Genomic DNA, 22,326 nt, shown 5'->3' with positions numbered 1-22,326 from the left:
GCGCGCTATCACGTGCTGCGCCGCGGCGCAATCAATGCCGCCAGCCGCGCTCAATGCAGTCGGCGTTCCAGCCCGGCGATGGCATCCTCGGTCAGTCGGTCGTGCATCGACTGGTCGCCCTTGGTGGCGATGAGCGTTGCTGCCGCCGCGGTCACCCGCCGCGCCACTTCGGACTTCAGCTCGGCTTCGGCGCTGCGCTCGGAAGCGGCAATCCGCGCTTCCGCTGCAGCGGTCCGCCGGGCAATCGTCTCGGCCGCCGCAATCTCGCCGGTCCGGATCAGTTCGGCAGCCTCGGCCTCGGCACGAGCCACCATGGCGGCAGCATACTTCGTTGCCGCCTCGGAGCGTGCCCGCGCATCGGCAAGCAAGGCTTCGGCTTCGGCTCGCAGTGCCTTGGCCTCATCAAGCTGCCGCCGCACCGCCAGGATGCGGGCATCGAGCGCGCCGGCAATGCGCGCCGGCACCTTGCCGAGCACAATCGCCAGCACGATGAAGATCGCAACCGAGATATAAACCCAGGTTTCCGCCTCGAGCCCCAGCAGGGAAGCCTCGCTGTGCGGTGCCGCCTCGGTCGATGCCATCAGTTCCGCCCCTTCGAGCGGCGCAGCGCCGAAAGCGCCCGGCATTTCGAGCGCCGGCGCCACGGGGTCATTCTGCACGGTCTCATCCATGGCGCACGCCTTCCGCCAGTGCTGCGTCCACATCGGCCGCAGTCACGTCGATCCCGGCCAGCCGACGCACGGCATCCGCCGTCAGGTCGGCCGCCGTCGCCGCAAGGGCGGCCCTGGCATCGGCACGCGCCGTGGCCAGTGTCGCCATTGCAGCATCGGTCCTGCCGTCAAGCTCGGCAGCAAGTGCTGCCATGCGGGCTTCGGCAGCCTTGGCCGCCGCCGCGCGGGCGGTGGCGACTTCGGCCTGGGCGGTCTTGCGCGCCGCCGCCATGCCTTCATCATAGGCAAGGCGCACGGCATCTGCCGCGCCCTTTGCGGCTTCCGCCGCGTCGAGATCGCCCTTCACCCGCGTTTCCCGCTCATCGATCACCCGCCCGACCTTGGGCAGGGTGGGGCGCACCACCAGAAAATAGAGCACGCCGAAGATCAGCGACAGCCAGAACAGCTGCGGGATAAAGGTCGATGTATCGAACTGGGGCACGGTCGGTCAGCCTCAGCCGAAGGCGAGGGCGAGCGCAACCACCGCAGCGATCAGGCCGAGCGCTTCGGTCACGGCGAAGCCGAAGATCAGGCGGGCGCCGAGCTTGTCGGCAGCAGCCGGATTGCGCAATGCGCCCTGGAGGAACATGCCGAAGATGAGGCCCACGCCGATGGCTGCGAAGCCGGCACCCATGGCGGCAAGACCGGCAGCAATAAGCTTTGCAGATGCGACGTCCATTTAAAAAGTCCTTCCGTTGAAACCAGTTGTCAGTGCAAATTCACTGCATCGTTGAGGTAGATCGAAGTGAGCAGTGCAAACACATAGGCCTGCACCAGCGCAATCAGCAGCTCGAGCGCGGTCAGCGCGACGTTGACCGAAAGCGGCACCAGCCCGAACACATAGGGAAGCGCCTCGATGCTGCCCAGCGTCACCACAAAGCCGCCCACGACCTTCAGCAGCACATGGCCTGCGGTCATGTTGGCGAAAAGCCGGATGGCGAGCGTGAACGGGCGCGACAGGAAGGACAGGAACTCGATCACCGCCACCAGCGGCAGCACGAACAAGGGCGTGCCTTCGGGCAGGAACAGCGAGAAGAAGTGCAGCCCGTGCCGCGCAAACCCGACCACCAGCACAAGAACGAACACGATCGTCGCCAGCCCCAGCGTCACGGCAATATGGCTCGTCGGCGTGAAGCTGTGCACGAACGGCACCATGCCGAGCAGGTTGCACGCCAGCACGAACACAAAGAGCGCAAAGATGAGCGGCGCATAGCGAAGGCCCTCGCGACCGACATTCTCGCGCACCATGTCGGTGATGAATTCGTACATGTATTCGACAGCAGCCTGGGCGCGGCCCGGCACCAGCTGCGGGCGCGCGGTGCCGATGAACAGGAACGCGGCAACAGTGAGCATCGCCAGCAGCATCCACAATGCGCTGTTGGTGAACGACAGGTCCTGCCCGGCGACGATGATCGGCGCGCCTATGCGCTCGATCTCGAACTGCTGCATCGGGTTGGCCATGTTACTCCTCATTCTCCGGTGTCTGCCCGGAATCCTGCTTGCGCAGGACATTGCGCAGCCCGGTCACGAACCCGAGCAGCAGCAGCCCGATCAAACCCCAGGGGCCAGTATCGAACTGCCGGTCGATGAACCAGCCGATGAAACCACCCGCCAGCATCGCACCCACGAATTCGGTAGCGACCGACCAGCTGGCGCTTTCCGCCCGCTTGGTTTCGTCGCGCTTCCCCGCTTCGGCCGCTCTTGCCGCCGCGATGCGCCTTGCGAGCGCATCATCAGGCTTGCTGTCTTCGGCCAAGATGGGAAAACCCCTGTGGATCACTTCGAACGCTGCACCCGCGAAACATCCGCCAGCACTGCATCGACACCCGGCCGAATGCGTCAAGCACCCTGCCAAGCTGTCGGCGCGCGTCTATCCGCCACCTGCCACACTGTCAACCGCAGCAGCCTTTGGTTGCTGCATTGCAAAAGGGCGCGTGGCCTCTCGGCCACGCGCCCCTTGTCCTTCTCGCTATACCGATCGCCTCAGTTGCGACGATCGTTGCGACGCTCCTGTCGCTGCTGCTGACGCACGACCCGGTTCTGCTGGCGCTGCACCTGGTTGCCCTGCCGCTGGACCTGGTTGCCGCGCCGCTCGACACGATTGGCCTGCCGCTCGACACGCGTGCGCTGGCGATCGACCTGCACCTGCTGGCGATTGAGCTGACGCTGCTGCCGGATCTGTCCCTGCGGCACACCCTGCCGGGCGATGGCACCGCCGATACGGTTGCCGATCACCGGCCGCTGCGTGACGATACGCGGCTGCCAATAGGAACGCTGTTGCTGGTTCCACGCACGGCGCGATCCACGGCGATCGTAAACGAAATTGCCGTTGCCAGGATAATAATAACCATTGTTCCAGCCAAAGCCCTGGCCAACATAGCCGACCGGGACATTGCGGTATCCATAAGGATCACCCCAATACTGATTATAGTCGGCATAGCCACCGGTGTTGCCATACCCTGGCGCGCGTCCATAAGCATATTGATCGGCACATGCACCGACGCCCATGGCTGCAATCGCCAGCAATCCAAGTCCAAAAACACGAGCACGCAACATGGCAATCTCCAATCTGTAGTTGGAAATCGCATGATTCGATTGAATGAGGGGTGAACCCTTTCAGGAATCCGCAAGCAGCCTTTCGGCCGCCTGCAAGTCGACGCTCACCAATTGGGACACCCCGGGTTCGCCCATTGTCACGCCATAGAGGCGGTGCATCCGGCTCATCGTCACGGCATTGTGCGTCACGATCAGGAATCGCGTGGCGGTATCGGCGGCCATCCGGTCGAGCAGATCGCAGAAGCGTTCCACATTGGCGTCGTCGAGCGGCGCATCCACCTCGTCGAGCACGCAGATCGGCGCCGGATTGGCGAGAAACAGCGCAAAGATCAGCGCAGTGGCGGTGAGCGCCTGCTCGCCGCCCGAAAGCAGGGTCAGCGATTGCAGCTTCTTGCCAGGCGGCTGGGCCATGATCTCGAGCCCGGCCTCGAGCGGATCCTCGGCATCGATCAACGCCAGCCGCGCCTCGCCGCCGCCGAAAAGATCGGTGAACAGCGTCGTGAAATGCCCGTTCACCGCCTCGAAGGTCGCCAGCAGCCGGCCCCGCCCCTCGCGGTTGAGGCTGCCGATCGAGCCGCGCAGCCGCGCGATGGCCGTTTCCAGTTCGGCCTTCTCCTCCACGCTGGTCTCCGCCTGTGCGCTCAACTCCTGCAGCTCGATATCCGCGCGCAGATTGACCGGCCCCAGCCGCTCGCGTTCGGCCAGCAACGCCTCATGCGCCGCAGCCAGGGCAGCAGCGTCCCCACCGGCAACCCCGTGCGGGTCGAAATCGAACCGCCCCGCAAGCAGCGGCGGCGGGCAACCGAAGCGCTCGCCGCATTGACGCTCCACTTCGGTTTTCGCCGCAGCAGCATGGTCGGCCTCGGCGCGCACCGTCGCCCGCCGCTCGCGCGCCGCCGCCACAGCCTCGTCCGCCGCCCGCGCCGCCGCCGCCAGCCGATTGGCGTCGGCCTCCGCCCCCGCCAATCGGTCGGCAGCCAGGGCACGCCCCGCCTCCGCATCGCTTGTGCGCGTCGCCAGCCCGGCGAGTCCGGCGCCGATCGCCGCAGCGCGCGCCGCCAGTGCGGCCTTCTCCGCTTCCACCGCCAGCCGGCGCCGGCCCAGCTCCTCGGCCTGGCCACTGCTCGCCGCCAGCCGCACCTGCCAGCGCTCGCGTTCGGAAGCGATCGCGGCCAGCCGGCTGCTCGCTACCGCCGATTCGCGCGCACGCCCATCGACCGCCGCCGCTGCCCCCGCAAGCACCGTCCGCGCCGCATCCGCCGCCGACCGCGCCCGCGCCAGTGCCTCGGACAACTCTGCCAGCGCGCCCGCATCGGGCACCGCTGCTGCCGCAGCCTCGGCATCCGCCACCAGCCGCGCCCGCTCGCCGTCGAGCCGCTCGCCAGCACTCGCCAGGCTGGCGATTTCGCCCGCCAGCCGACTCGCCGCGGTATCCGCCGCCGCCAGCCGCGCCCGCGCCTCGGCCAGCCCCCGCGCCGCCCCGTCGCGCGCCGCCCGCGCACCGCGCTCGTCCGCCTGCGCCGCCCCCGCCGCCGCAACGGCAACCGCCAGCGCCGCATTGGCGGCCGCCATCTCGGCCTCTGCCTCGGCCAGTTCGGCCGCCACCTCGCCCGCGCGCCGCCGAGCGCGAAGCCGCGCTGCCGCCGCCTCACCCTTGCCGCCTGCCTCGCGGAATCCGTCCCAACGCCACATCCGGCCATCGAGGCTCACCAGCCGCTGCCCCGGACGCAACTGGGCCAGCAGCACTTCCGCCGCTTCAGCCTCGACCACGCCGACTTGCGCCAGCCGCCGCGTCAGCTCGGGGGGTGCCCGCACATGCGCCGCCAATGCCCTCACGCCCACCGGCAGCGGTGGATCACCCTCCCCAAAAGCCCCCGCCCAGCGCCGCGGCGCCCCCGAATCCGCCGGTCCCGCGTCGAGTTCGTCCCCCAGCGCTGCCGCCAGTGCCGCCTCATGGCCTGCATCGGTCTCGATGCGGTCGGCAATGCGCCCATGGCTCCCGGGCCCCTTCGGCGCATCCGCCGCCAGCCGCCGCGCCAGCGCCTCGGCTTCGGCCTTCAGCCCCGCGAGCCCCCCCCGCGTCGCCGCCAGCACCTCGGCCGCCGCTTCGCGCGCCGCATCCGCCGCCGGCCGTGCCGCTTCCGCCTCGGCAAGTGCACCTCCGGCCGCCTCGGCCGCAGCGTCCGCTGCCTGCACCGCCGCCGCCAGCAAGGATGTGTCGGGAAGCGGCGCCAGCCGGCTGCGGCGCGCTGCAAGTTCAAGCACTTCCGCCTCCACCCGCGCCACCCGCCCCGCAGCGGCACGCGCCGCCTCGGCCAGCGCCCGGCCCTCCGCCGCCGCCGCTGCATGCGCATCGAGCGCCGCCGTCAGCGCAATCTCCGCGTCATCGGCAGCAGCCTTGTCGCGCGCCGCAGCCTCCCGCAGTGCCGGCAGCGCCGCATCCGCCGCGGCCCGGGCCGCAGCCAGCGCATCGGCCTCGCCCACCAGCCGTGCCTCCGCCGCTGCCGCATCATCGGCGAGCCCCGCTTCGCGCGCCGCATCGCGCGCAATCGTCGCCAGCTGCCCGGTGAGCGCCTGCATGCGCGCCGCCCCCGTCGCCGCCTCGGCATCGAGCAGCGCCCGCGCCTGCCGCAGCGCCTGCACGCCCGCCGCCGCATCGGCCTCGGCCTGGCGCAGAGCCGGCAACAGCGCCTGCGCATCCGCCCCCTGCCCCGCCAGCACCGCCGCTGCCCTGGTCCGTTCATCCGCCGCCGCATCGGCCGCTTGCACAGCAGCCTGCGCCGCCTCCGCCGCCGCCCGCGCCGCCTGCCAGCGTGCATAGACCAGCCGCGCCTCCGCCCCCTTCAACTGGTCCGACAAGGCCCGGTAGCGCTCCGCCACCCGCGCCTGCCGCCGCAACGCGCCGATCTGGCTTTCGAGCGCCTTCACCACATCATCGAGCCGCAGCAGATTGGCCTCGGCCGCCCGCAGCCTTATCTCCGCCTCGCGGCGCCGCACGTGCAGGCCGGCAATCCCCGCCGCCTCCTCGAGCAACGCGCGCCGCTCGACCGGCTTGGCAGCGATGATCGTGCTGATCCGCCCCTGCCCCACGATCGCCGGCGAATGCGCCCCCGTCGCACTGTCGGCAAACAGCAGCCGAATATCCTGCGCCCGCGTTTCGCGGCCATTGAGCCGATACTCCGAGCCCGACCCGCGATCGATCCGACGCGCGACCTCAAGCTCCTCGCCCGCCGCCCCAGCCAGCCCCAGCGTCACCTGTGCAAAGCTCCGCGCCGGCCGCTTGCCGGTGCCGGCAAATATCACATCATCCATGCCGCCCGAGCGCATCGACTTCGGGCTGGCCTCCCCCATCACCCAGCGCAACGCCTCGAGGAGGTTGGATTTTCCGCAGCCATTGGGCCCGACAACGCCGGTCAGCCCCGGCTCGATCCGCAACTCGGCGGGTTCGACAAAGGACTTGAAGCCCGCCAGCCGCAGCCGCCTGAACTCCAATGTGTGCCCCTCCCCCGAGTCCTGAATCCTGAGTTCTTCAGCGTCTACTGCAGCGCCGCCTGCAATTTGGGCTCCAGCGTTTTCCAGTCGAACACGCCTTCCTGCGTCTGCTCGTTGATCACGAAGCCCGGCGTGCCCGTGAGCTTGTACTTGTCGGTCGCCTGGGTGCGCAGGTCGGCGAGCGTCTTGATCGCGGCCTCATCGGCAAGGCACTGGTCGAACTTCGCCTTGGGAATGCCGCGCGTCCGAACATAGCCATCAAGCTCGCCAGCCGCCGCCAGCCCCGCCATCTGCTGCTCCTGCGGCAGCGCGGACAATGCCGCCTGCTGCTCGGGCGTCAGCTTGGTGAACGGCTCAAGCCAGTTCGCCTGGTCGTTGAAGAAAGCCCCGAGCAGCCCGAAAAACGCCTGCGGGCCCTGGCAGCGCGCCAGCAGGCTCGCCGCATAGTCCGGCCCGTTGAGCACGAAGTTGCGGAATTCGTAGCTCACCTCGCCGCTAGCTACATAGCGGTTCTTGATCGTCTCCGAGGCTGCCTCATGAAAATCCTTGCAATGCGGGCAGGTCAGCGACGCAAACTCGACCAGCTTCACCTTCGCATCGGGGTTGCCCATGCGAAACCCGCCTTCGGGCGTCATGGCGGTCACCTCGGTCCAGTTGCTCCCGGCAGGCGGTGGCACCACGGCCGCACCGGATGTCGCACCGGCAGTGGCATCGCCCGCAGCACCCGGCGCTGCCGCCTTGTCGTCGCCACAGCCGGCCAGCACCAACGCCACCACCGCAACAGAAAACGCCGAAATCCGCATGAACAACCTTCCCGTCAAAACCATCCGCGTCATTGCCTAGGGCAAAGTCCATCGCCCCCACAAGTCAGCCGCCATATATCAGCCCACAGCCGCTGCCAGCTTCGGATCGAGTGCACTCCAGTCGAGCACCCCATCAAGCGTCTTGCCATCGAGCACAAAGGTCGGCGTTCCCGTCAACCCATGCACCTCCACCGCCTCCTTGCGGTTCGCCGCCACCTTCTCGATCAGCGCCGCATCGGCGAGGCAGGCCCTGGCACGCGCCTCGGGCAGCCCGCGCGTCGCAGCAAAGCCGTAAAGCCCCCCAAGCTCCGCCAGCCGCACGAACTGCTGCGCCATCGGCAACGCCGCCACGCCCTGCATGTCGGCGGGCTGCACCTTCATATAGGGCTGCAGCCACGCGCCCTGCCCCTCGAACATCGCATCGAGCATCCCCAGTTGCGGCTTTGCCGGCAGGCACGCCGCGATCAACGAGCCGGCATAGTCAGGCCCGTTGCGCACGAAGCTGCGGAATTCATAGGAGACCTTGCCCCCAGCCAGATATTTGGCCTTGAGCGGCGGCAAACCATTGGTGTGGAACTGCGCACAGGTGCCGCAACTGAGCGATCCATATTCGACCAGCTTCACCTTGGCCGCCGGATTGCCGATCAGCACGCCGCCCTTGGGCGTCACGCTCACCGTCTCAGCCCAATTCTGCGCTGCCGCGGGCGCCATCACCACCGAAGCCGCCGCAGCGACCATCCACATCCGCATCAATACCACTCCTCGTTTGGCCGGACGCTAACAGAGAGCCGCCGCCCAAGAAAGTGGGGTCACTTGATCACCGGCGGTCCGCGCCCTTCGGCCATCGCCTGCGCCAGCGCCTCCAGCGTGGCGCGCAGCTGCGGATCGGCAATCTCGCGCAGTGTCGAGCGTGTCTCCGCCGAGAGCGGCACCGGCGGCCCCGGCAGCGGTGCGGCGGGCGGCGGATCGATATCGGCGTGCTTGAGCCGGATCTTCGCCACCGCACCATGCCCGAGCACGCGATTGACGCGCTCGATCAGCTGCGGCGCGACATGCTTCAGCATCGGCGCGAGCGCTCCGGTGATGGCAATCTCCAGCGTGCCGCCGCTCTTCTCGCCTATCGGAAAGCGCAGCGATTCGGGCCGCGAGTGCCGGGCATAGGCAGTGCCGACGATCTCGGCCCAACGCGCCACCAATGCCCCTTGCGCAAAGCCGAAGCGCTTGAACGCCGTGCCGCCCACCGCCGGCACCAGATCGGCGACGCTGCGCACCCGGCGCTGTCGATGCGCGGGTTCTTCAGGTTTCGAGTCGCTGGCCATAGCCGGCGTTCTGCCATAGCAGGGCCACCATGCCCATGGCGCTGACGCATCGCTTGCTCGACTGGTATGCCGGCCATGCCCGCGCGCTGCCATGGCGCCGCGCCCCCGGCGAACCCCTGCCGACCGATGCCGATTGGCCCTACCGCGTCTGGCTCTCCGAGATCATGCTCCAGCAGACCACCGTGGAAGCCGTTCGTCCCTATTTCGCCGCCTTCACGCAGCGCTGGCCGAGCGTCGCCACACTCGCCGCCGCGGAAGACGCCGAGGTGATGCACGCCTGGGCCGGGCTCGGATATTATGCCCGCGCGCGCAACCTGCTCGCCTGCGCCCGCACTGTCGCCACCGACCATGGCGGGCAATTCCCTGCCACCGAGGCTGCGCTGCGCACGCTGCCGGGAATCGGCGCCTATTCCGCCGCCGCCATCGCCGCCTTCGCCTTCGGCCAGCGCGCCATCGTCATCGACGGCAATGTCGAGCGCGTCATCACCCGCCTTGCCGACATCCACACGCCATTGCCCGCCGCCCGGCTCGAGATTGCCGCCACGCTGGAAACGCTCACCCCCGATGGCCTGGCGGCCGCCGATTTCGCGCAAGCCCTGATGGACCTCGCGCGCAGCATCTGCACTCCGCGCGCGCCCAAATGCCTCGTCTGCCCACTGCGCCCCGAATGCAGCGCCACCGACCCCGAAACCCTGCCGGTAAAGCCCGCCAAACGTGCCCGCCCCGTCCGCCACGGCACTGTCTGGTGGCTCGAAGCTGCCGGGGACGTCCTCACCATCACCCGCCCGCCGAGCGGGCTTCTCGGCGGCATGGCGGCATTGCCGTCCTCGGACTGGCTGGAGAGCCCCGTCGAAGCCACCCCGCCCGTCCGCGGCAACTGGCGCAGCTTCGGCCGCGTCTTTCATGGCTTCACTCATTTCGAATTGCAGCTTGACGTGGCAGCGCTGTTCCTGCCCGAAAGGCCGGAGGTGGCAGGTGAATGGGCGGGCGAATGGCGACCCCGCGCCAGCCTCGCCAGCGGCCTGCCCACAGCCTTCGCCAAGGCCGTCACCCGCGTCCTCGCCAACACCCCCGACACTACGGAGCCCGCATGAGCCTTTTCGCCGGACCGGAAACCCCCTCGACCGGCCTCACCGGCTCACCGCTCGACCGCGCCGACCATCTTCGCCGCGATCCCGCGCAGATGATCGCACTGCGCAGCCGGCCCGATGCGCGCTGGCTCGTACTCGATGACCTGAAGCCGCTGATGACTGCCGAGTCCGAGCTGTTCTGGGCCTATCGCTCGGATTTGCCCCACGATGCGCTGTCGGTGTTCCTCGGCCTCACGCCCGAAGGTGCCCCGCGCTTCGCCGCCGCCACCCTTGCCCATGAGCTGATCGCCGAAAACGGCGGCAAGCTGATGGACGCGCGCGCCGCAGCGCAACTGCTCGGCGATGGCCGCGCCGCCATCCTCGCCCATGCCCGCAGCCTGCTCGCCTGGCACGCCCGCCACGGCCATTGCAGCGTCTGCGGTGCCCCCACCAGCGTCAGCAAGGCCGGCTACGCCCGCACCTGCCCCGCCTGCCACGCCGAACATTTCCCGCGCACCGATCCGGTGGTCATCATGCTCGCCGTCCACGGCGACCATGCGCTGGTCGGCCGCCAGCCGGGCTTTCCGCCGCGCTTCTTCTCCGCCCTTGCCGGCTTTGTCGAGCCTGGTGAAAACCTCGAGGAAGCCGTGGCGCGCGAGCTGCACGAAGAGGCCGGGATCTTCACCGGCCGCGTTCGCTATCTCGCCAGCCAGCCCTGGCCCTTCCCCTCCTCGTTGATGGTTGCCTGCTTCGCCGAGGCCAAAGGGGTGGAACTCACGCTGGATTTCGACGAGCTGGAGGAGGCGCGCTGGGTGACGAAGGACGATGTCCGCGCTGCACTCGACGGCAGCGGAGACTGGCTGGCGCCGCCGCCGATGGCGATCGCCCACACCCTGCTCAAGGCCTGGGTGGAAAGCTGATCTACTCCGCAAAGACGCGCAGCGAGGGCACCACCAGCGCCGTCGCCTCTTCGGGCGGCATCGGCTTGCCGAACAGATAGCCCTGCACCTGGCTGCACCCCAGGTCCCGGCACGTCTCGAATTCGCTGCGCGTTTCGGTGCCCTCCGCGGTCGTCGTCATGTGCAGCGAACCCGCCATCCGCACGATCGCCTCGATGATAGCGCTCGCATCCGACCCCGGGCCGGCGCGCGACACGAAGCTGCGGTCGATCTTGATCCGGCTGAACGCCGCCTTCTGCAGATAGCCGAGCGCCGAATATCCAGTGCCGAAGTCATCGAGGGCAAAGCGCACGCCCAGCGCGCCGAGCTCGGCCAACCGCGCCGTGGTGCTCGGCTTCTCGTCAAGGAAAAGCCGCTCGGTGATCTCCAGTTCCAGCCGCTCGGGCGCCACGCCGTTCGCTGCAAGCGCCTCTGCCACCACCGCGACCAGCCTGGGATCGTCGATCTGCGCCGGAGACAGGTTCACCGCCACGGTCACATTCGCCGGCCAGCGCGCCGCCCAGCGGCAGGCTTCCTCGATCACCCAATGCCCGATCGGCACGATCAGCCCGGTCTCCTCCGCCACCGGAATGAAGCGATCGGGTGTCACATTGCCCAGTTCGGGGTGCCCCCAGCGCAGCAGCGCTTCGAAGCCGACAATCTGCTCGTCATGCGCATCGACCACCGGCTGGAACGCCAGCCGCAGCTCGCCACGCGCCAGCGCCCCGCCCAGCTCGGTCTCCAACGTCCGCCGCTCCTCGGCACGCGCGCGAATGGCGGGCTCGAAGCGGCACGCCGCCCCGCGGCCGCCCGACTTGACTGCGTATAGGGCGAGATCGGCGCTCTTCAGCAGCCGGTCGGCACTCGCGCCATCGCCCGGCCCCATCGCCCAGCCCACACTGGCGCCGATCTGCAGGCACTGCTCGCCGAGCGCAAAGGGCTCGGCCATCGCAGCAACGACGGCGGTCGCCACAGCCTCGGCGCGGCGTTCGGTGGTGCCGGGCAGCACCACGGCAAATTCGTCGCCCCCCAGCCGCGCGATGGTGGCGCCGCCACCCACCGCGACACGCAGCCGCTCCGCCGCCAGCCCGAGCAACCGGTCGCCGGCAGCATGGCCATGCGCGTCATTCACCGGCTTGAAGCGATCGAGATCGATGAACAGCAGCGCGCAGCTGCGCCGCGTGCGCCCCGCCCGCGCCAGCGCATCCTCCAACGCCTCGCGAAACAGCGTGCGATTGGCGAGCCCGGTCAGCGGATCGAAACGCGCCAGCTGCGCGATCCGGTCCTGCCCCCGGCGCACCTCGGTCACGTCGCGCCCCACGCCGCGATAGCCGCCAAAGCTGCCATCGGCCCGCCGCTTGGGCGTGCCCGAAAGCGCCCACCAGCGCGTCTCGCCGCCCACCTGCGCCTGCACCACCAGATCGCGAAACGCCTGGCCGGCGCGAAATACATTGACGAGCGCCCGCAGCGCCGCGGTGCCCGGCTGCCCCATGGGGGTGCCCAGCATCTGCACGAACGACATGCCGATCAGCGTCTCCGCCGGCCGGCACGCCACTTGCGCCAGTCTTGGCGAAACATGCACCAGCATCCCCTCGGCATCGACATCGAGCAGCCAGTCCGACCCATTCGATTCGAACTCGTTGAGCAGCAACCGCACCACCTCGCTCTGCTCGGCGAGGCTCTCCTGCGTGCGCAGCCTTCCCATCAGCGCAAAACTCGTCACCATCACTCCGCGCGCGATCAGCAACCAATAGGTCACCAGCGCCGCGATCACCGCCGGCGAGTGCAACGGCGAGCCCGCCGGCAGTGCCACCAGCATCGCAGCACCGACGCAGAAGGTTGTGAGCAAGCCGCACACCGGCATGATCGCGGTGGCAAAGCCGCAGGCGCCCATGGCGGCAAGCGACAGCAGCAGCAGCAGCGTCTGCCCGTCCTGGTCGGCCTCGGGCATCATCACCAGCTCCATCACTGCCCAGAGCAGCCCGAAGGCCAGCACCTCGATCGTGATCATCCAGAACTGCGTCCGCGTCACTGTTTCCACTGCCAGCTCCGGCCCGTTGCGGCGAAAGCGCGCGATCCACAGCGCCGAAAGCGCTCCCACCACCGTAACCCACCCGACCACAAAGCCGGCGCGCGGATGGTTCCGCAGCGCATGCGCCAGCATCACCGCATTGACCATGAACAGCCCGACATTGAACGGCACATAGCGGTTGAGCACCGCCAGCTGCGCCGCACGCACGCGGGCAAAGAACGGATCATCGCCGTGCCCGAACCCCAGAACCTGCTTCCACCCGATCGCCGCCATCGTCGCGATCGGTGGACGGAACATCATCGACATCCGCGTCTCCTCACCCGGTCGAGAAAACGACCACAAATGCCGGCTTTTTAGCGCAGGCCTTGGCAGCGGCACGTTTGTTCTCTAATCGTTCGCCATGGTCCAAGTGTTCCCCAGGCCCGATTCGCAGTCGCCCGAAGCGCCCTGGCTGTCAGGACTCAACCCCGCCCAGCGCGAGGCGGTGCTCAACCTCGAAGGCCCGGTGCTCATCCTCGCCGGCGCCGGCACCGGCAAGACCCGCGCCCTCACCGCCCGGCTGGCGCAGATCCTCCACACCCGCCGCGCCTGGCCATCCGAAGTGCTTGCCGTCACCTTCACCAACAAGGCCGCGCGCGAGATGCGCGAGCGCATGGAGCGCTTGCTCGGCGCCGCCGAACCCGGCGGGCGCGAGGGCCTGCCCTTCCTCGGCACCTTCCACGCCATCGCCGCCCGCATGCTCCGCCGCAACGCCGGGCTGGTGGGGCTGGAGAGCAGCTTCACCATCCTCGATACCGATGATCAGCAGCGGCTGATGAAGCAGGTGATCATCGAAGCCGGGCTGGAGGAGAAGCGCTGGCCGGCCAAACAACTCGCCAGCGTCATCGATCGCTGGAAAAACCGCGGGTTACGGCCGGACCAGCTCGAACCCGCCGCCGCACACGAATTCGCCGATGGCAAGGGCACCGCCCTTTACGCCCGCTACCAGGAGCGGCTGCGCGCCCTCAACGCCGCCGATTTCGGTGATCTGCTGCTTCACATGCTCACCATCTTCGAACAGCATCCTGATGTGCTGGCGGACTATCAGAAGCGCTTCAAATATCTGCTCGTCGACGAGTATCAGGATACCAATGTCGCCCAGTATCTCTGGCTGAAGGCGCTCGCCGGCACCCGCCACAACATCGCCTGCGTGGGCGATGACGACCAGTCGATCTACAGCTGGCGGGGTGCGGAAGTCGCCAACATCCTGCGTTTCGAACATGATTTCCCCGGCGCGCGCCTGATCCGTCTCGAACAGAATTACCGCTCGCAATCCCACATCCTCGCCGCCGCCAATGGCCTCATTGCCCATAATCGCACCCGGCTCGGCAAGACGCTGCGCACCGACCAGGGCGAGGGCGAGCCGCTGCAGGTGATCGGCATCTGGGATGCCCCCGAGGAAGCCCGACAAGTGGGGGACCGCGCCGAGCGGCTGGCGCGCGAGGGAGCCTCGCTCAACGACATGGCGGTTCTGGTGCGTGCCCAGCACCAGACGCGTGTGCTCGAAGAGCGCTTCATCGCCATCGGCCTGCCCTACAAGATCATCGGCGGCTTCCGCTTCTACGAGCGCGCCGAAATTCGCGACGCGCTCGCCTACCTGCGTCTCATCGCGTCCCCCAACGACGCGCTGGCTTTCGAGCGGATCATCAACACCCCCCGCCGCGGTCTTGGAGACAAGGCGATGGCCAGCCTCCACCACATGGCGCGGCTGCTCGACAGGCCCTTGCCAGAAGCCGCCCGCCAGCTTGTTGAAACCGACGAGATTTCGCCGCAGGCGCGGCGCGGCCTCAAGAGCCTGCTCACCAGCCTCAGCCGCTGGCGCAGCGAGGCCGCCACCACCGATCACGCCGAGCTGGCGCGCATCGTGCTGGAGGAATCGGGCTATGTTGCAATGCTGCAGGCCGACAAATCCCCCGAAGCCGCCGGCCGCCTCGACAATCTGCAGGAGCTCACCCGCGCGATGGCGGATTACCCGTCGCTCGTCTCCTTCCTCGAGCATGTCAGCCTCGTCATGGACAATGACGCGTCGGACGCCGCCGAAAAGCTGACGATCATGACCCTCCACGCCGCCAAGGGCCTCGAATTCGACCATGTCTTCCTCCCCGGCTGGGAGGAGGGGCTGTTCCCCAGCAGCCGGGCCCTCGACGAAGGCGGCACCGCGGCCCTCGAGGAGGAACGCCGCCTCGCCTATGTCGGCATCACTCGCGCGCGCCGCACCGCCACCATCTTCCACGCTGCCAACCGCCAGGTCTATGGGCAATGGACCGCCTCCATCCCCTCCCGCTTCATCGACGAGCTGCCCGACGCCAACGTCGAGGCCACCAACACCATGGCGGGCGGCGCCAGCCTGTGGCGCGCTGCGCTCGGCGCGCACGATCCCTTCGGCGATGCGCTCGCCACCGGCCGCAGCACCGGTCGCGGCCCCGGCTGGACCCGCGCGGCCACTGCACCTGCATCGCGCGGCGGGCCGGTCATCCAGGCTCGAGCCCTTCCAGGGCCATCGTTGCGCCCGAAAATAGACATCAGGCCAGGCGCGCGCGTTCATCATCAGAAGTTCGGGGGCGGCACCGTGATTTCGGTCGAGGACGACAAGCTCGAGATCGAGTTCGCCGCCGCCGGCACCCGCCGCGTCGTCGCCAGCTTCGTCGAAGTCGTCGATACCGAGCGCGAATAGCTCAGGACCAGCGGCACTGCTCGATCATCAGCCACAGGCCACATGGATCGATTCCAGGGCCAGCCCAAGCAGTTCACGCGCCAGAATCATCCGTCGCCTCTGCAATTATGGCCGGATGCCTATACTCTGCATCTCCCTCGTTCAATTTCATCTCCCTCCGGCAAGGATGAACGTCGTCAGCGCGGCAATCCCAAGGGCTCAACGGCGCATTGCAGCCGCCCTGCCCTGTCCCTAAGAGCAGGCCGTGAACGTCCCGCTCCCATTCCTCATTCCGAGCTACCGCGCCTATTGGGCGGCGCGGCTGTTCTCGACGATCGCCGGCATGATGATGGTCATCGTCATCGGCTGGCAGGTCTACGACATTGCACGGCAAACCATGCCGCTTCGCGAAGCCGCCCTGCTGCTCGGCTTCATCGGGCTCGTGCAGTTCATTCCACTTCTGTTTCTCAGCCTGCTCGTCGGCGTGATCGCCGACCGGGTTGATCGTCGATACATTGCCCGCGCCGCGGTCGCGCTGGAGCTGCTGTGCGCCGCCACCCTCGCCGGCCTCGCCGCGACCGACTCGATCACCATTCCGGCCCTTTTCATCGTCGCTGCCATCCTCGGCGTCGGCCGTGCGCTGGCCGGGCCGTCACTCTCTGCCCTCGCCCCCAACCTCGTGCCGCGCGCGCAGCTGCCCACCGCCATCGCGCTGGGCAGCATCGCCTGGCAGACCGGCGCCGTCCTCGGCCCGCCGCTCGGCGCCTATCTCTATGCAGTCAGCGCCACCACGGCCTATGGCACGGCGGCGGTGATGTTCGCCGCCTCGCTCACCGCCCTCTTCGCCATCCGCCCGGTGCCGCGCCCGGCGCCCTCCACCATGTCGCCCTGGCGCAGCCTGATGCAGGGGCTGGGCTATGTCCGCCACAACCGGATCGTGCTCGGCGCCATCAGCCTCGATCTTTTCGCCGTGCTGCTCGGCGGCGCCACAGCCATGCTGCCGCTCTACGCGCGCGATGTCCTGCATGTCGGCGTCGAGGGGCTGGGGCCGCTGCGTGCAGCACCGGCCCTGGGAGCCGCCATCACCGCGCTCTCCCTCGCCTTCCGGCCGCTCTCGCGCAACGTCGGGCCCATCATGTTCGTCTGTGTCGCCCTGTTCGGCATCGCCACCATCGTCTTCGGCACCAGCCGCTCGATGCCGCTTTCGCTCGCAGCGCTCACCGTGCTGGGGGCAGCGGACATGATCTCGGTCTATGTCCGCTCCTCGCTCATCCAGCTCCACACGCCCGACGAGATGCGCGGCCGCGTCTCCTCGGTGTCGGGGCTGTTCATCTCGGCCTCCAACGAACTCGGCGAATTCGAGAGCGGTATCACCGCCGCCTGGTTCGGTCCGGTGGAGGCGGTGGTGATCGGCGGGGTCGGCGCCATCGTCATCACCTTCCTCTGGGCCTGGCGCTTCCCCGAGCTGCGGCTCGCCGATCGGTTCGATCCTCCTGACAGCCGGCCCTGACCTGCTATAAGCGGATGAAACGGAGACCCTGCCCATGAAAGCCGAAAACATCCTCGCCACCATCGGTCACACCCCGCACATCCGCGTGGCCCGGCTGTTCCCGGATGCCGAAGTCTGGATCAAGTCCGAGCGCGCCAACCCCGGTGGCTCGATCAAGGACAGGATCGGCCTCGCCATGATCGAGGCCGCCGAAGCCGATGGCAGCCTCAAGCCCGGCGGCATCATCGTCGAGCCCACCTCGGGCAACACCGGCATCGGCCTCGCCATGGCAGCCGCGGTCAAGGGCTACAAGCTCATCCTCGTCATGCCCGAGTCGATGTCGATCGAACGACGCCGGCTGATGCTCGCCTATGGTGCCAGCTTCGATCTGACCCCGCGCGAGAAGGGCATGAAGGGCGCCATCGCCCGCGCCGCCGAGATCGTGGCGGAAACGCCGGGCGCCTGGATGGCCCAGCAGTTCGAGAACCCGGCCAACATCGAAGTGCATCTGCGCACCACCGGCCCCGAAATCCTCGCCGACTTCAAGGACACGCCAATCGATGCGATCATCACCGGGGTGGGCACCGGCGGCCATATCACCGGCATCGCCCGCTTTCTCAAACCGCATTGGCCGCAGCTCAAGGTCTTCGCCGTCGAGCCCAGCGCCTCCCCGGTCATCTCGGGCGGCGCGCCCTCGCCGCACCCAATCCAGGGCATCGGCGCCGGCTTCATTCCGGCCAATCTCGATGTCGGCGTCATCGATGGCGTCATCCAGGTCGAAGCAGGGGCCGCCAAGGCGATGGCACTGCGCTCGGCCACCCAGGAAGGGATGCTTGTCGGCATCTCCTCGGGCGCCACGCTTGCCGCCATCGCGCAGAAGCTGCCCGAGCTGCCCGCCGGCAGCCGCGTGCTCGGCTTCAACTACGATACCGGCGAACGCTATCTTTCGGTGCCGGAGTTCCTGCCCACCGAATGAGCGGGCACCAGCTCGATCACCACGATCTCGGGCGGCACCCGGAAGCGCAGCGGCACGAACGTCGTCCCGACGCCTGAAGACACCAGCAGCCAACGCCCATTCTCGCGAAACAGGCCGCGCCGATGTGCGCTGACGAACGGATTGCTGTGTGTCGGGTCGAGGCCGGGGATCAGGATCTGCCGGCCATGGCTATGGCCCGAGAGATGCAGCTGGCTCCGCCGGTCCAAATACTCGAACGTGTCCGGCTCATGGCTCAGCGTGATCATCGGCTTGTCCTGCGGGGCCGAATCCATCGCATGGCGAAGTCCCGGAACCGGTGGCACCGGATTGCCGATCGAATCGCCCCCCACCACCACCAGCGGCCCCACATCGATGAAGCTGCCGACCAGCAGCCTGATCGGTGTCTCCGCAAACACCCATGACGTCCATCTGGGGCTGTCATGGTTGCCCGGCACCGCCAGCACACCGAGCGGCGCCTCCAGAACCGACAGCGCCCGCAACACCGGGCGATGGAAGAGCCGCGGCCAGTCGTACACCTTGCCCCCGACATAATCGCCGGTCAGCACCACCAGATCGGGCTTGAGCGCATTGGCCTGTGCGGCAATGCGCGCAATGCGGCTTGGCGGCATGTCGAGCCAGCCGGCATGGATATCGCTCAACTGCACAACCCGCACCGGCGCCGCCAGCCCGACAATCGGCACCCGGTAGCGCACCACCACCGGGTCCTGCACCGCTTCGGCCATGGCATAAAAGCCCAGGCCCAGCACAAGTGCGACGGCCAGCCCCGCCAGCCGTCGCAAACTCATCTCAGGCGGCGGCCTTCATCCGTGCCCGGCCATAAAAGGTCTCGCCCGCAGCAGCCATCTCGAGCAGCAGCTGCGGCGGAGTGAAGCGCTCGCCATGCGTCTCGGCCAGCCGCTCGAGGATCGCCACGACATTGGCGATGCCCACCGTGTCCATATGGCTGAACGGACCACCCGAGAAGGGCAGGAAGCCCCAGCCGAAAATGGCTCCAAGGTCACCGTCCTCGGGCGTCTCCAGCACGCCTTCGCCGAAGCAGCGCGCGCATTCGACGAGCTGGCGATAGAGCAGCCGCTCCTTCACCGCATCGGCCGAAGGCTGCTCCTCGGCCAGCCCGCCGGCAACGGTCGCCACCAGATCGGGCCAGAGGTATTTCTTCCCGCCATCATCGGGATAGACATAAAAGCCCTTGGCGTTCTTGCGCCCCTGGCGGCCAAGCTCGTGCATCTTGGTGATGACACCGTCGGCGGGGCCGGGCTTGTAGGCATCACCCAGATCGGCCCTGGTCTGCTGGCCGACCTTGTAGCTGAGATCGAGCCCCACTTCGTCATTCACTGCGAGCGGCCCCACCGGCATGCCCATCTGCTTGCCGATGTTCTCGATGAGCGCCGGGTTGGTGCCTTCGCCGAGCAGCGCCAGCCCTTCCTGCACATAGGTGCCAAAGCAGCGCGAGGTGTAGAACCCGCGGCTGTCGTTGACCACGATCGGTGTCTTGCGGATGGCGGCAACATAGTCGAGCGCCTTGGCGATTGCCGCTGGCCCCGTCTCCTTGCCGACGATGATCTCCACGAGCGGCATCTTCTCGACTGGCGAGAAGAAGTGGATGCCGATGAAGTTCTCGGGCTTCGACCACGCCTTGGCGAGGCCGGTGATCGGCAGCGTCGAGGTGTTGGAGCCGAAGAACGTGTCCGCCCCAACCACGGCCTCGGTCGCCTTGGTCACATCGGCCTTGATCTCGCGGCTTTCGAACACCGCTTCGATGATGAGGTCGCAGCCCGCCAGATCGGCATAGTCGCTCGTCGGGTGAATCCGGTCGAGGATCGCCTGCGCCTTCGCCGGGTCCATGCGCTTCTTGGCCAGCCGGTCGGCGGTGTACTGCTTGCCCTTCTCTGCAGCCGCCAGGTCCCGGTCGAGCAGCACGACATCGATCCCGGCCTGTGCCGTCACCATCGCCACGCCGGCCCCCATCAGCCCGGCACCCAGCATTGCGATCTTCTTTGTCGGCATCGGGGCCACATCCTTCGGCCGCCGCGCACCCTTTTCGGCCGCCTGCTTCGACACGAACAGCGAGCGGATCATGTTGCCCGCCTGCGGATCGGCAACCACCTTCGCGAAATACTTCGATTCCACCCGGATCGCCGTGTCCATCGGCAGCTGCGCGCCCTCATACACCGCCGACAGGATCGCCTTGGGGGCGTTCATGTTGTTGCTCGTGCTCTTCGCCGTCATCGCCGTGCCGGCAACGAAGGTCTGCGCAAACGCCGGGTTGAAGCCACCGACACCACCCGGGAATTTGAAGCCCTTCTGGTCCCAGGGCTGCACGCCGCCGGCCGGGTTGGCCTTCACCCATGCCTTGGCACGGTCCACCACCTCGTCTGCCGGAGCGATTTCCTGCACCACGCCAAAGCCTTTGGCTTCCGCGGGGCTCATGTTCTTGCCCTGCAGCAGATACATGAGCGCAGGTTGCACCCCCATCAGCCGCGGCAACCGCTGCGTGCCGCCGGCCCCCGGGAACAGCCCGACCATCACTTCGGGCAAGCCGAGCGTGATCTTCGGATTGTCGGCAATCACCCGGTAATGGCAGGCGAGGATGAACTCGAGCCCGCCGCCGAGCGCCAGGCCATTCACCGCCGCCGCGACCGGCTTGCCGCAGGTTTCAAGATCGCGCAGCAGCTTGTTCAGCCCGAACACCGCGTCGAACAGCTTCGCCAGCTTGGACTTGCCATCGTCGGCAGCCGGAGCAGCGCCGCCGAACAGCGCGCCCATGCCCTTCAAGTCAGCGCCGGCCATGAAGCCGCTCTTCTTGCCCGACGTGAGGACAGCGCCCTTCACGTCCGGATCGGTCCGCAGCCGCTCGATTGCGGCGGCCAGATCGCGCGTCACTTCGGGGGTGATCACGTTCATGCCCAGACCGGGGACGTCGATCGTCAGCAGCAGAATGCCATCGGCGTCGAGTTCGGAGCGGATTGCAACATCAGTCATGGTCAAAACCCCTTACAAGCGTTCGATGATCGTGCCGGTGCCCATGCCGGCACCCACGCACAAATTCACCAGCGCCGTGCCCTTGCCGGTCCGCTCAAGCTCATCGAGCACGGTGCCGAGGATCATCGCTCCGGTGGCCCCCAGCGGATGCCCCATGGCGATGGCGCCGCCGTTCACGTTGATCTTCGAATGATCGATCTTCAGCGCCTGCATGTAGCGCAGCACCACGCTGGCAAAGGCCTCGTTCAGCTCGAACAGGTCGATATCGTCGGCGGTCATCCCGGCACGCTTCAAGATCTTGTTCGCCACGAATTCCGGACCGGTCAGCATGATCATCGGCTCGGAGCCCACCGAACCCATGGCCCGGATGCGCGCCCGCGGCTTCAGGCCGTATTTCTCGCCCATCTCCTTGCTGCCGACCAGCACGCCTGCCGCCCCATCGACGATGCCCGACGAATTGCCGCCATGATGGACATGGTCGATCTTCTCGACTTCCGGATAGCGCATCAGCGCAATCGCATCGAAGCCGGGCATCTGCTCGCCCATCGCCGAAAACGCCGGGCTCAGCGACCCCAGCGACTGCATGTCGGTGCCGGGGCGCATATGCTCGTCATGGTCGAGCACCACTTCGCCGATCACATCGCGCACCGGCATGATCGAACGGGCAAAGCGCCCCTCCTTCCATGCCTGTGCCGCGCGCTTCTGGCTCTCCATCGCATAGGCATCGACATCATTGCGGCTGAAGCCATATTTCGTCGCGATCAGATCGGCGCCAATGCCTTGCGGCGCGAAATAGGTCTTGAACGCCACCGCCGGGTCCATCGCCCAGGCCCCGCCGTCCGAGCCCATCGGCACGCGGCTCATGCTCTCCACACCGCCGCCGATCGCGAACATCGCCTCGCCGGCCATCACCTTGGCCACCGCCATGTTGGTCGCTTCCAGCCCCGAGGCACAGAAGCGGTTGATCTGCACCCCGGCGGTCGATTCCGCATAATCGGCGTTGAGCACCGCCACCCGCGCAATGTCGCTGCCCTGCTCACCCACCGGCGCCACGCAGCCGAGGATCACATCATCCACATCTGCCGTATCGATGCCATTGCGATCCCGGATCGCCTCGAGCACCTGTGTCGCCAGCTGGATCGGCGTGATCTCGTGGAGCTTGCCGTCCTTCTTGCCCTTGCCGCGCGGAGTGCGCACCGTGTCGTAGATATAAGCGTCAGCCATGGTCAGTCTCCCAAGGAATATC

At 67.8% G+C, this 22,326-nt stretch carries 19 protein-coding genes; 5 read left to right on the top strand and 14 right to left on the bottom strand.

All coding sequences use genetic code 11. From position 1 onward, the window contains the following. Nucleotides 1-50: 50 nt before the first annotated feature. From FHS79_RS09400 to FHS79_RS09355, 10 genes are all read right to left on the bottom strand, one after another. The gene (locus FHS79_RS09400; protein ID WP_184198815.1) at nucleotides 51-671 is read right to left on the bottom strand and encodes a F0F1 ATP synthase subunit B family protein; all 621 of its coding nucleotides are present in this window, start codon (nucleotides 669-671) and stop codon (nucleotides 51-53) included. After that, entirely contained in the window at nucleotides 664-1,152 is a 489-nt protein-coding gene (locus tag FHS79_RS09395; protein ID WP_184198812.1) for a F0F1 ATP synthase subunit B family protein, read from the bottom strand. Before FHS79_RS09395 ends, FHS79_RS09400 begins: the two co-directional genes overlap by 8 nt. Nucleotides 1,153-1,164: 12 nt before the next feature. Beyond that, the gene (locus FHS79_RS09390; RefSeq protein WP_184198809.1) at nucleotides 1,165-1,389 is read right to left on the bottom strand and encodes an ATP synthase subunit c family protein; all 225 of its coding nucleotides are present in this window, start codon (nucleotides 1,387-1,389) and stop codon (nucleotides 1,165-1,167) included. Between the two features lie 29 nt (nucleotides 1,390-1,418). Further along, nucleotides 1,419-2,171, bottom strand: coding sequence for a F0F1 ATP synthase subunit A (locus tag FHS79_RS09385; RefSeq protein ID WP_184198807.1), 753 nt, complete (start codon nucleotides 2,169-2,171; stop codon nucleotides 1,419-1,421). Nucleotide 2,172: 1 nt separating this feature from the next. Beyond that, nucleotides 2,173-2,466, bottom strand: coding sequence for an AtpZ/AtpI family protein (locus FHS79_RS18520; RefSeq protein ID WP_207792290.1), 294 nt, complete (start codon nucleotides 2,464-2,466; stop codon nucleotides 2,173-2,175). 227 nt (nucleotides 2,467-2,693) lie between these two features. Next, complete coding sequence (locus FHS79_RS09375; protein WP_184198805.1) at nucleotides 2,694-3,278, bottom strand: hypothetical protein; 585 nt, start codon at nucleotides 3,276-3,278, stop codon at nucleotides 2,694-2,696. Between the two features lie 48 nt (nucleotides 3,279-3,326). Beyond that, the gene (locus FHS79_RS09370) at nucleotides 3,327-6,758 is read right to left on the bottom strand and encodes a chromosome segregation SMC family protein (protein WP_184198802.1); all 3,432 of its coding nucleotides are present in this window, start codon (nucleotides 6,756-6,758) and stop codon (nucleotides 3,327-3,329) included. A 44-nt stretch (nucleotides 6,759-6,802) separates the two neighbouring features. Further along, nucleotides 6,803-7,561, bottom strand: coding sequence for a thioredoxin domain-containing protein (locus FHS79_RS09365; protein WP_184198799.1), 759 nt, complete (start codon nucleotides 7,559-7,561; stop codon nucleotides 6,803-6,805). Between the two features lie 78 nt (nucleotides 7,562-7,639). Further along, nucleotides 7,640-8,311 carry a DsbA family protein gene (locus FHS79_RS09360; protein ID WP_184198796.1) on the bottom strand — a complete coding sequence of 224 codons (672 nt, stop codon included), beginning with the start codon at nucleotides 8,309-8,311 and terminating at the stop codon, nucleotides 7,640-7,642. Between the two features lie 59 nt (nucleotides 8,312-8,370). Then, nucleotides 8,371-8,832, bottom strand: coding sequence for a DUF721 domain-containing protein (locus FHS79_RS09355; protein ID WP_341534433.1), 462 nt, complete (start codon nucleotides 8,830-8,832; stop codon nucleotides 8,371-8,373). Between the two features lie 77 nt (nucleotides 8,833-8,909). Between FHS79_RS09355 and FHS79_RS09350 the strand changes: the two genes are divergently transcribed. Together FHS79_RS09350 and nudC are read left to right on the top strand one after the other, a co-directional pair. Further along, complete coding sequence (locus FHS79_RS09350; RefSeq protein WP_184198790.1) at nucleotides 8,910-9,974, top strand: A/G-specific adenine glycosylase; 1,065 nt, start codon at nucleotides 8,910-8,912, stop codon at nucleotides 9,972-9,974. Further along, nucleotides 9,971-10,870: an NAD(+) diphosphatase gene (gene nudC / locus FHS79_RS09345; protein WP_184198787.1), complete on the top strand. Its 900-nt coding sequence runs from the start codon at nucleotides 9,971-9,973 to the stop codon at nucleotides 10,868-10,870. Before FHS79_RS09350 ends, nudC begins: the two co-directional genes overlap by 4 nt. Before the next feature lies 1 nt (nucleotide 10,871). Here nudC and FHS79_RS09340 read toward each other — a convergent pair whose 3' ends face one another. Then, nucleotides 10,872-13,226, bottom strand: coding sequence for a putative bifunctional diguanylate cyclase/phosphodiesterase (locus FHS79_RS09340; RefSeq protein ID WP_184198784.1), 2,355 nt, complete (start codon nucleotides 13,224-13,226; stop codon nucleotides 10,872-10,874). 94 nt (nucleotides 13,227-13,320) lie between these two features. Here FHS79_RS09340 and FHS79_RS09335 point away from each other — a divergent pair, with 94 nt between their 5' ends. From FHS79_RS09335 to cysK, 3 genes are all read left to right on the top strand, one after another. Then, complete coding sequence (locus FHS79_RS09335; protein ID WP_184198781.1) at nucleotides 13,321-15,633, top strand: ATP-dependent helicase; 2,313 nt, start codon at nucleotides 13,321-13,323, stop codon at nucleotides 15,631-15,633. A gap of 244 nt (nucleotides 15,634-15,877) precedes the next feature. Next, complete coding sequence (locus tag FHS79_RS09330; RefSeq protein WP_184198778.1) at nucleotides 15,878-17,122, top strand: MFS transporter; 1,245 nt, start codon at nucleotides 15,878-15,880, stop codon at nucleotides 17,120-17,122. A gap of 34 nt (nucleotides 17,123-17,156) precedes the next feature. Further along, complete coding sequence (gene cysK, locus FHS79_RS09325; protein WP_184198775.1) at nucleotides 17,157-18,077, top strand: cysteine synthase A; 921 nt, start codon at nucleotides 17,157-17,159, stop codon at nucleotides 18,075-18,077. On the opposite strand, the gene FHS79_RS09320 is transcribed toward cysK, so the two are convergent. From FHS79_RS09320 to FHS79_RS09310, 3 genes are read right to left on the bottom strand one after another with little or no spacing between them, the layout of a single operon-like run. Then, on the bottom strand, nucleotides 18,041-18,883 hold the full coding sequence (locus FHS79_RS09320) for a metallophosphoesterase (protein ID WP_184198771.1): 843 nt from the start codon (nucleotides 18,881-18,883) through the stop codon (nucleotides 18,041-18,043). The two genes, cysK and FHS79_RS09320, sit on opposite strands and share 37 nt — an antisense overlap. A gap of 1 nt (nucleotide 18,884) precedes the next feature. Next, on the bottom strand, nucleotides 18,885-21,080 hold the full coding sequence (locus tag FHS79_RS09315) for a 3-hydroxyacyl-CoA dehydrogenase NAD-binding domain-containing protein (RefSeq protein WP_184198769.1): 2,196 nt from the start codon (nucleotides 21,078-21,080) through the stop codon (nucleotides 18,885-18,887). A 12-nt stretch (nucleotides 21,081-21,092) separates the two neighbouring features. Then, nucleotides 21,093-22,304, bottom strand: a complete 1,212-nt coding sequence (locus FHS79_RS09310) for an acetyl-CoA C-acetyltransferase (protein WP_184198766.1) — start codon at nucleotides 22,302-22,304, stop codon at nucleotides 21,093-21,095. Between the last annotated feature and the right edge of the window lie 22 nt (nucleotides 22,305-22,326).

This window comes from Polymorphobacter multimanifer, from assembly GCF_014205635.1.
Classification (GTDB): Bacteria; Pseudomonadota; Alphaproteobacteria; order Sphingomonadales; family Sphingomonadaceae; genus Sandarakinorhabdus; species Sandarakinorhabdus multimanifer.
Note: the sequence above shows the minus strand (reverse complement) of the source record. Positions and strands in the feature narration are given on the sequence as shown.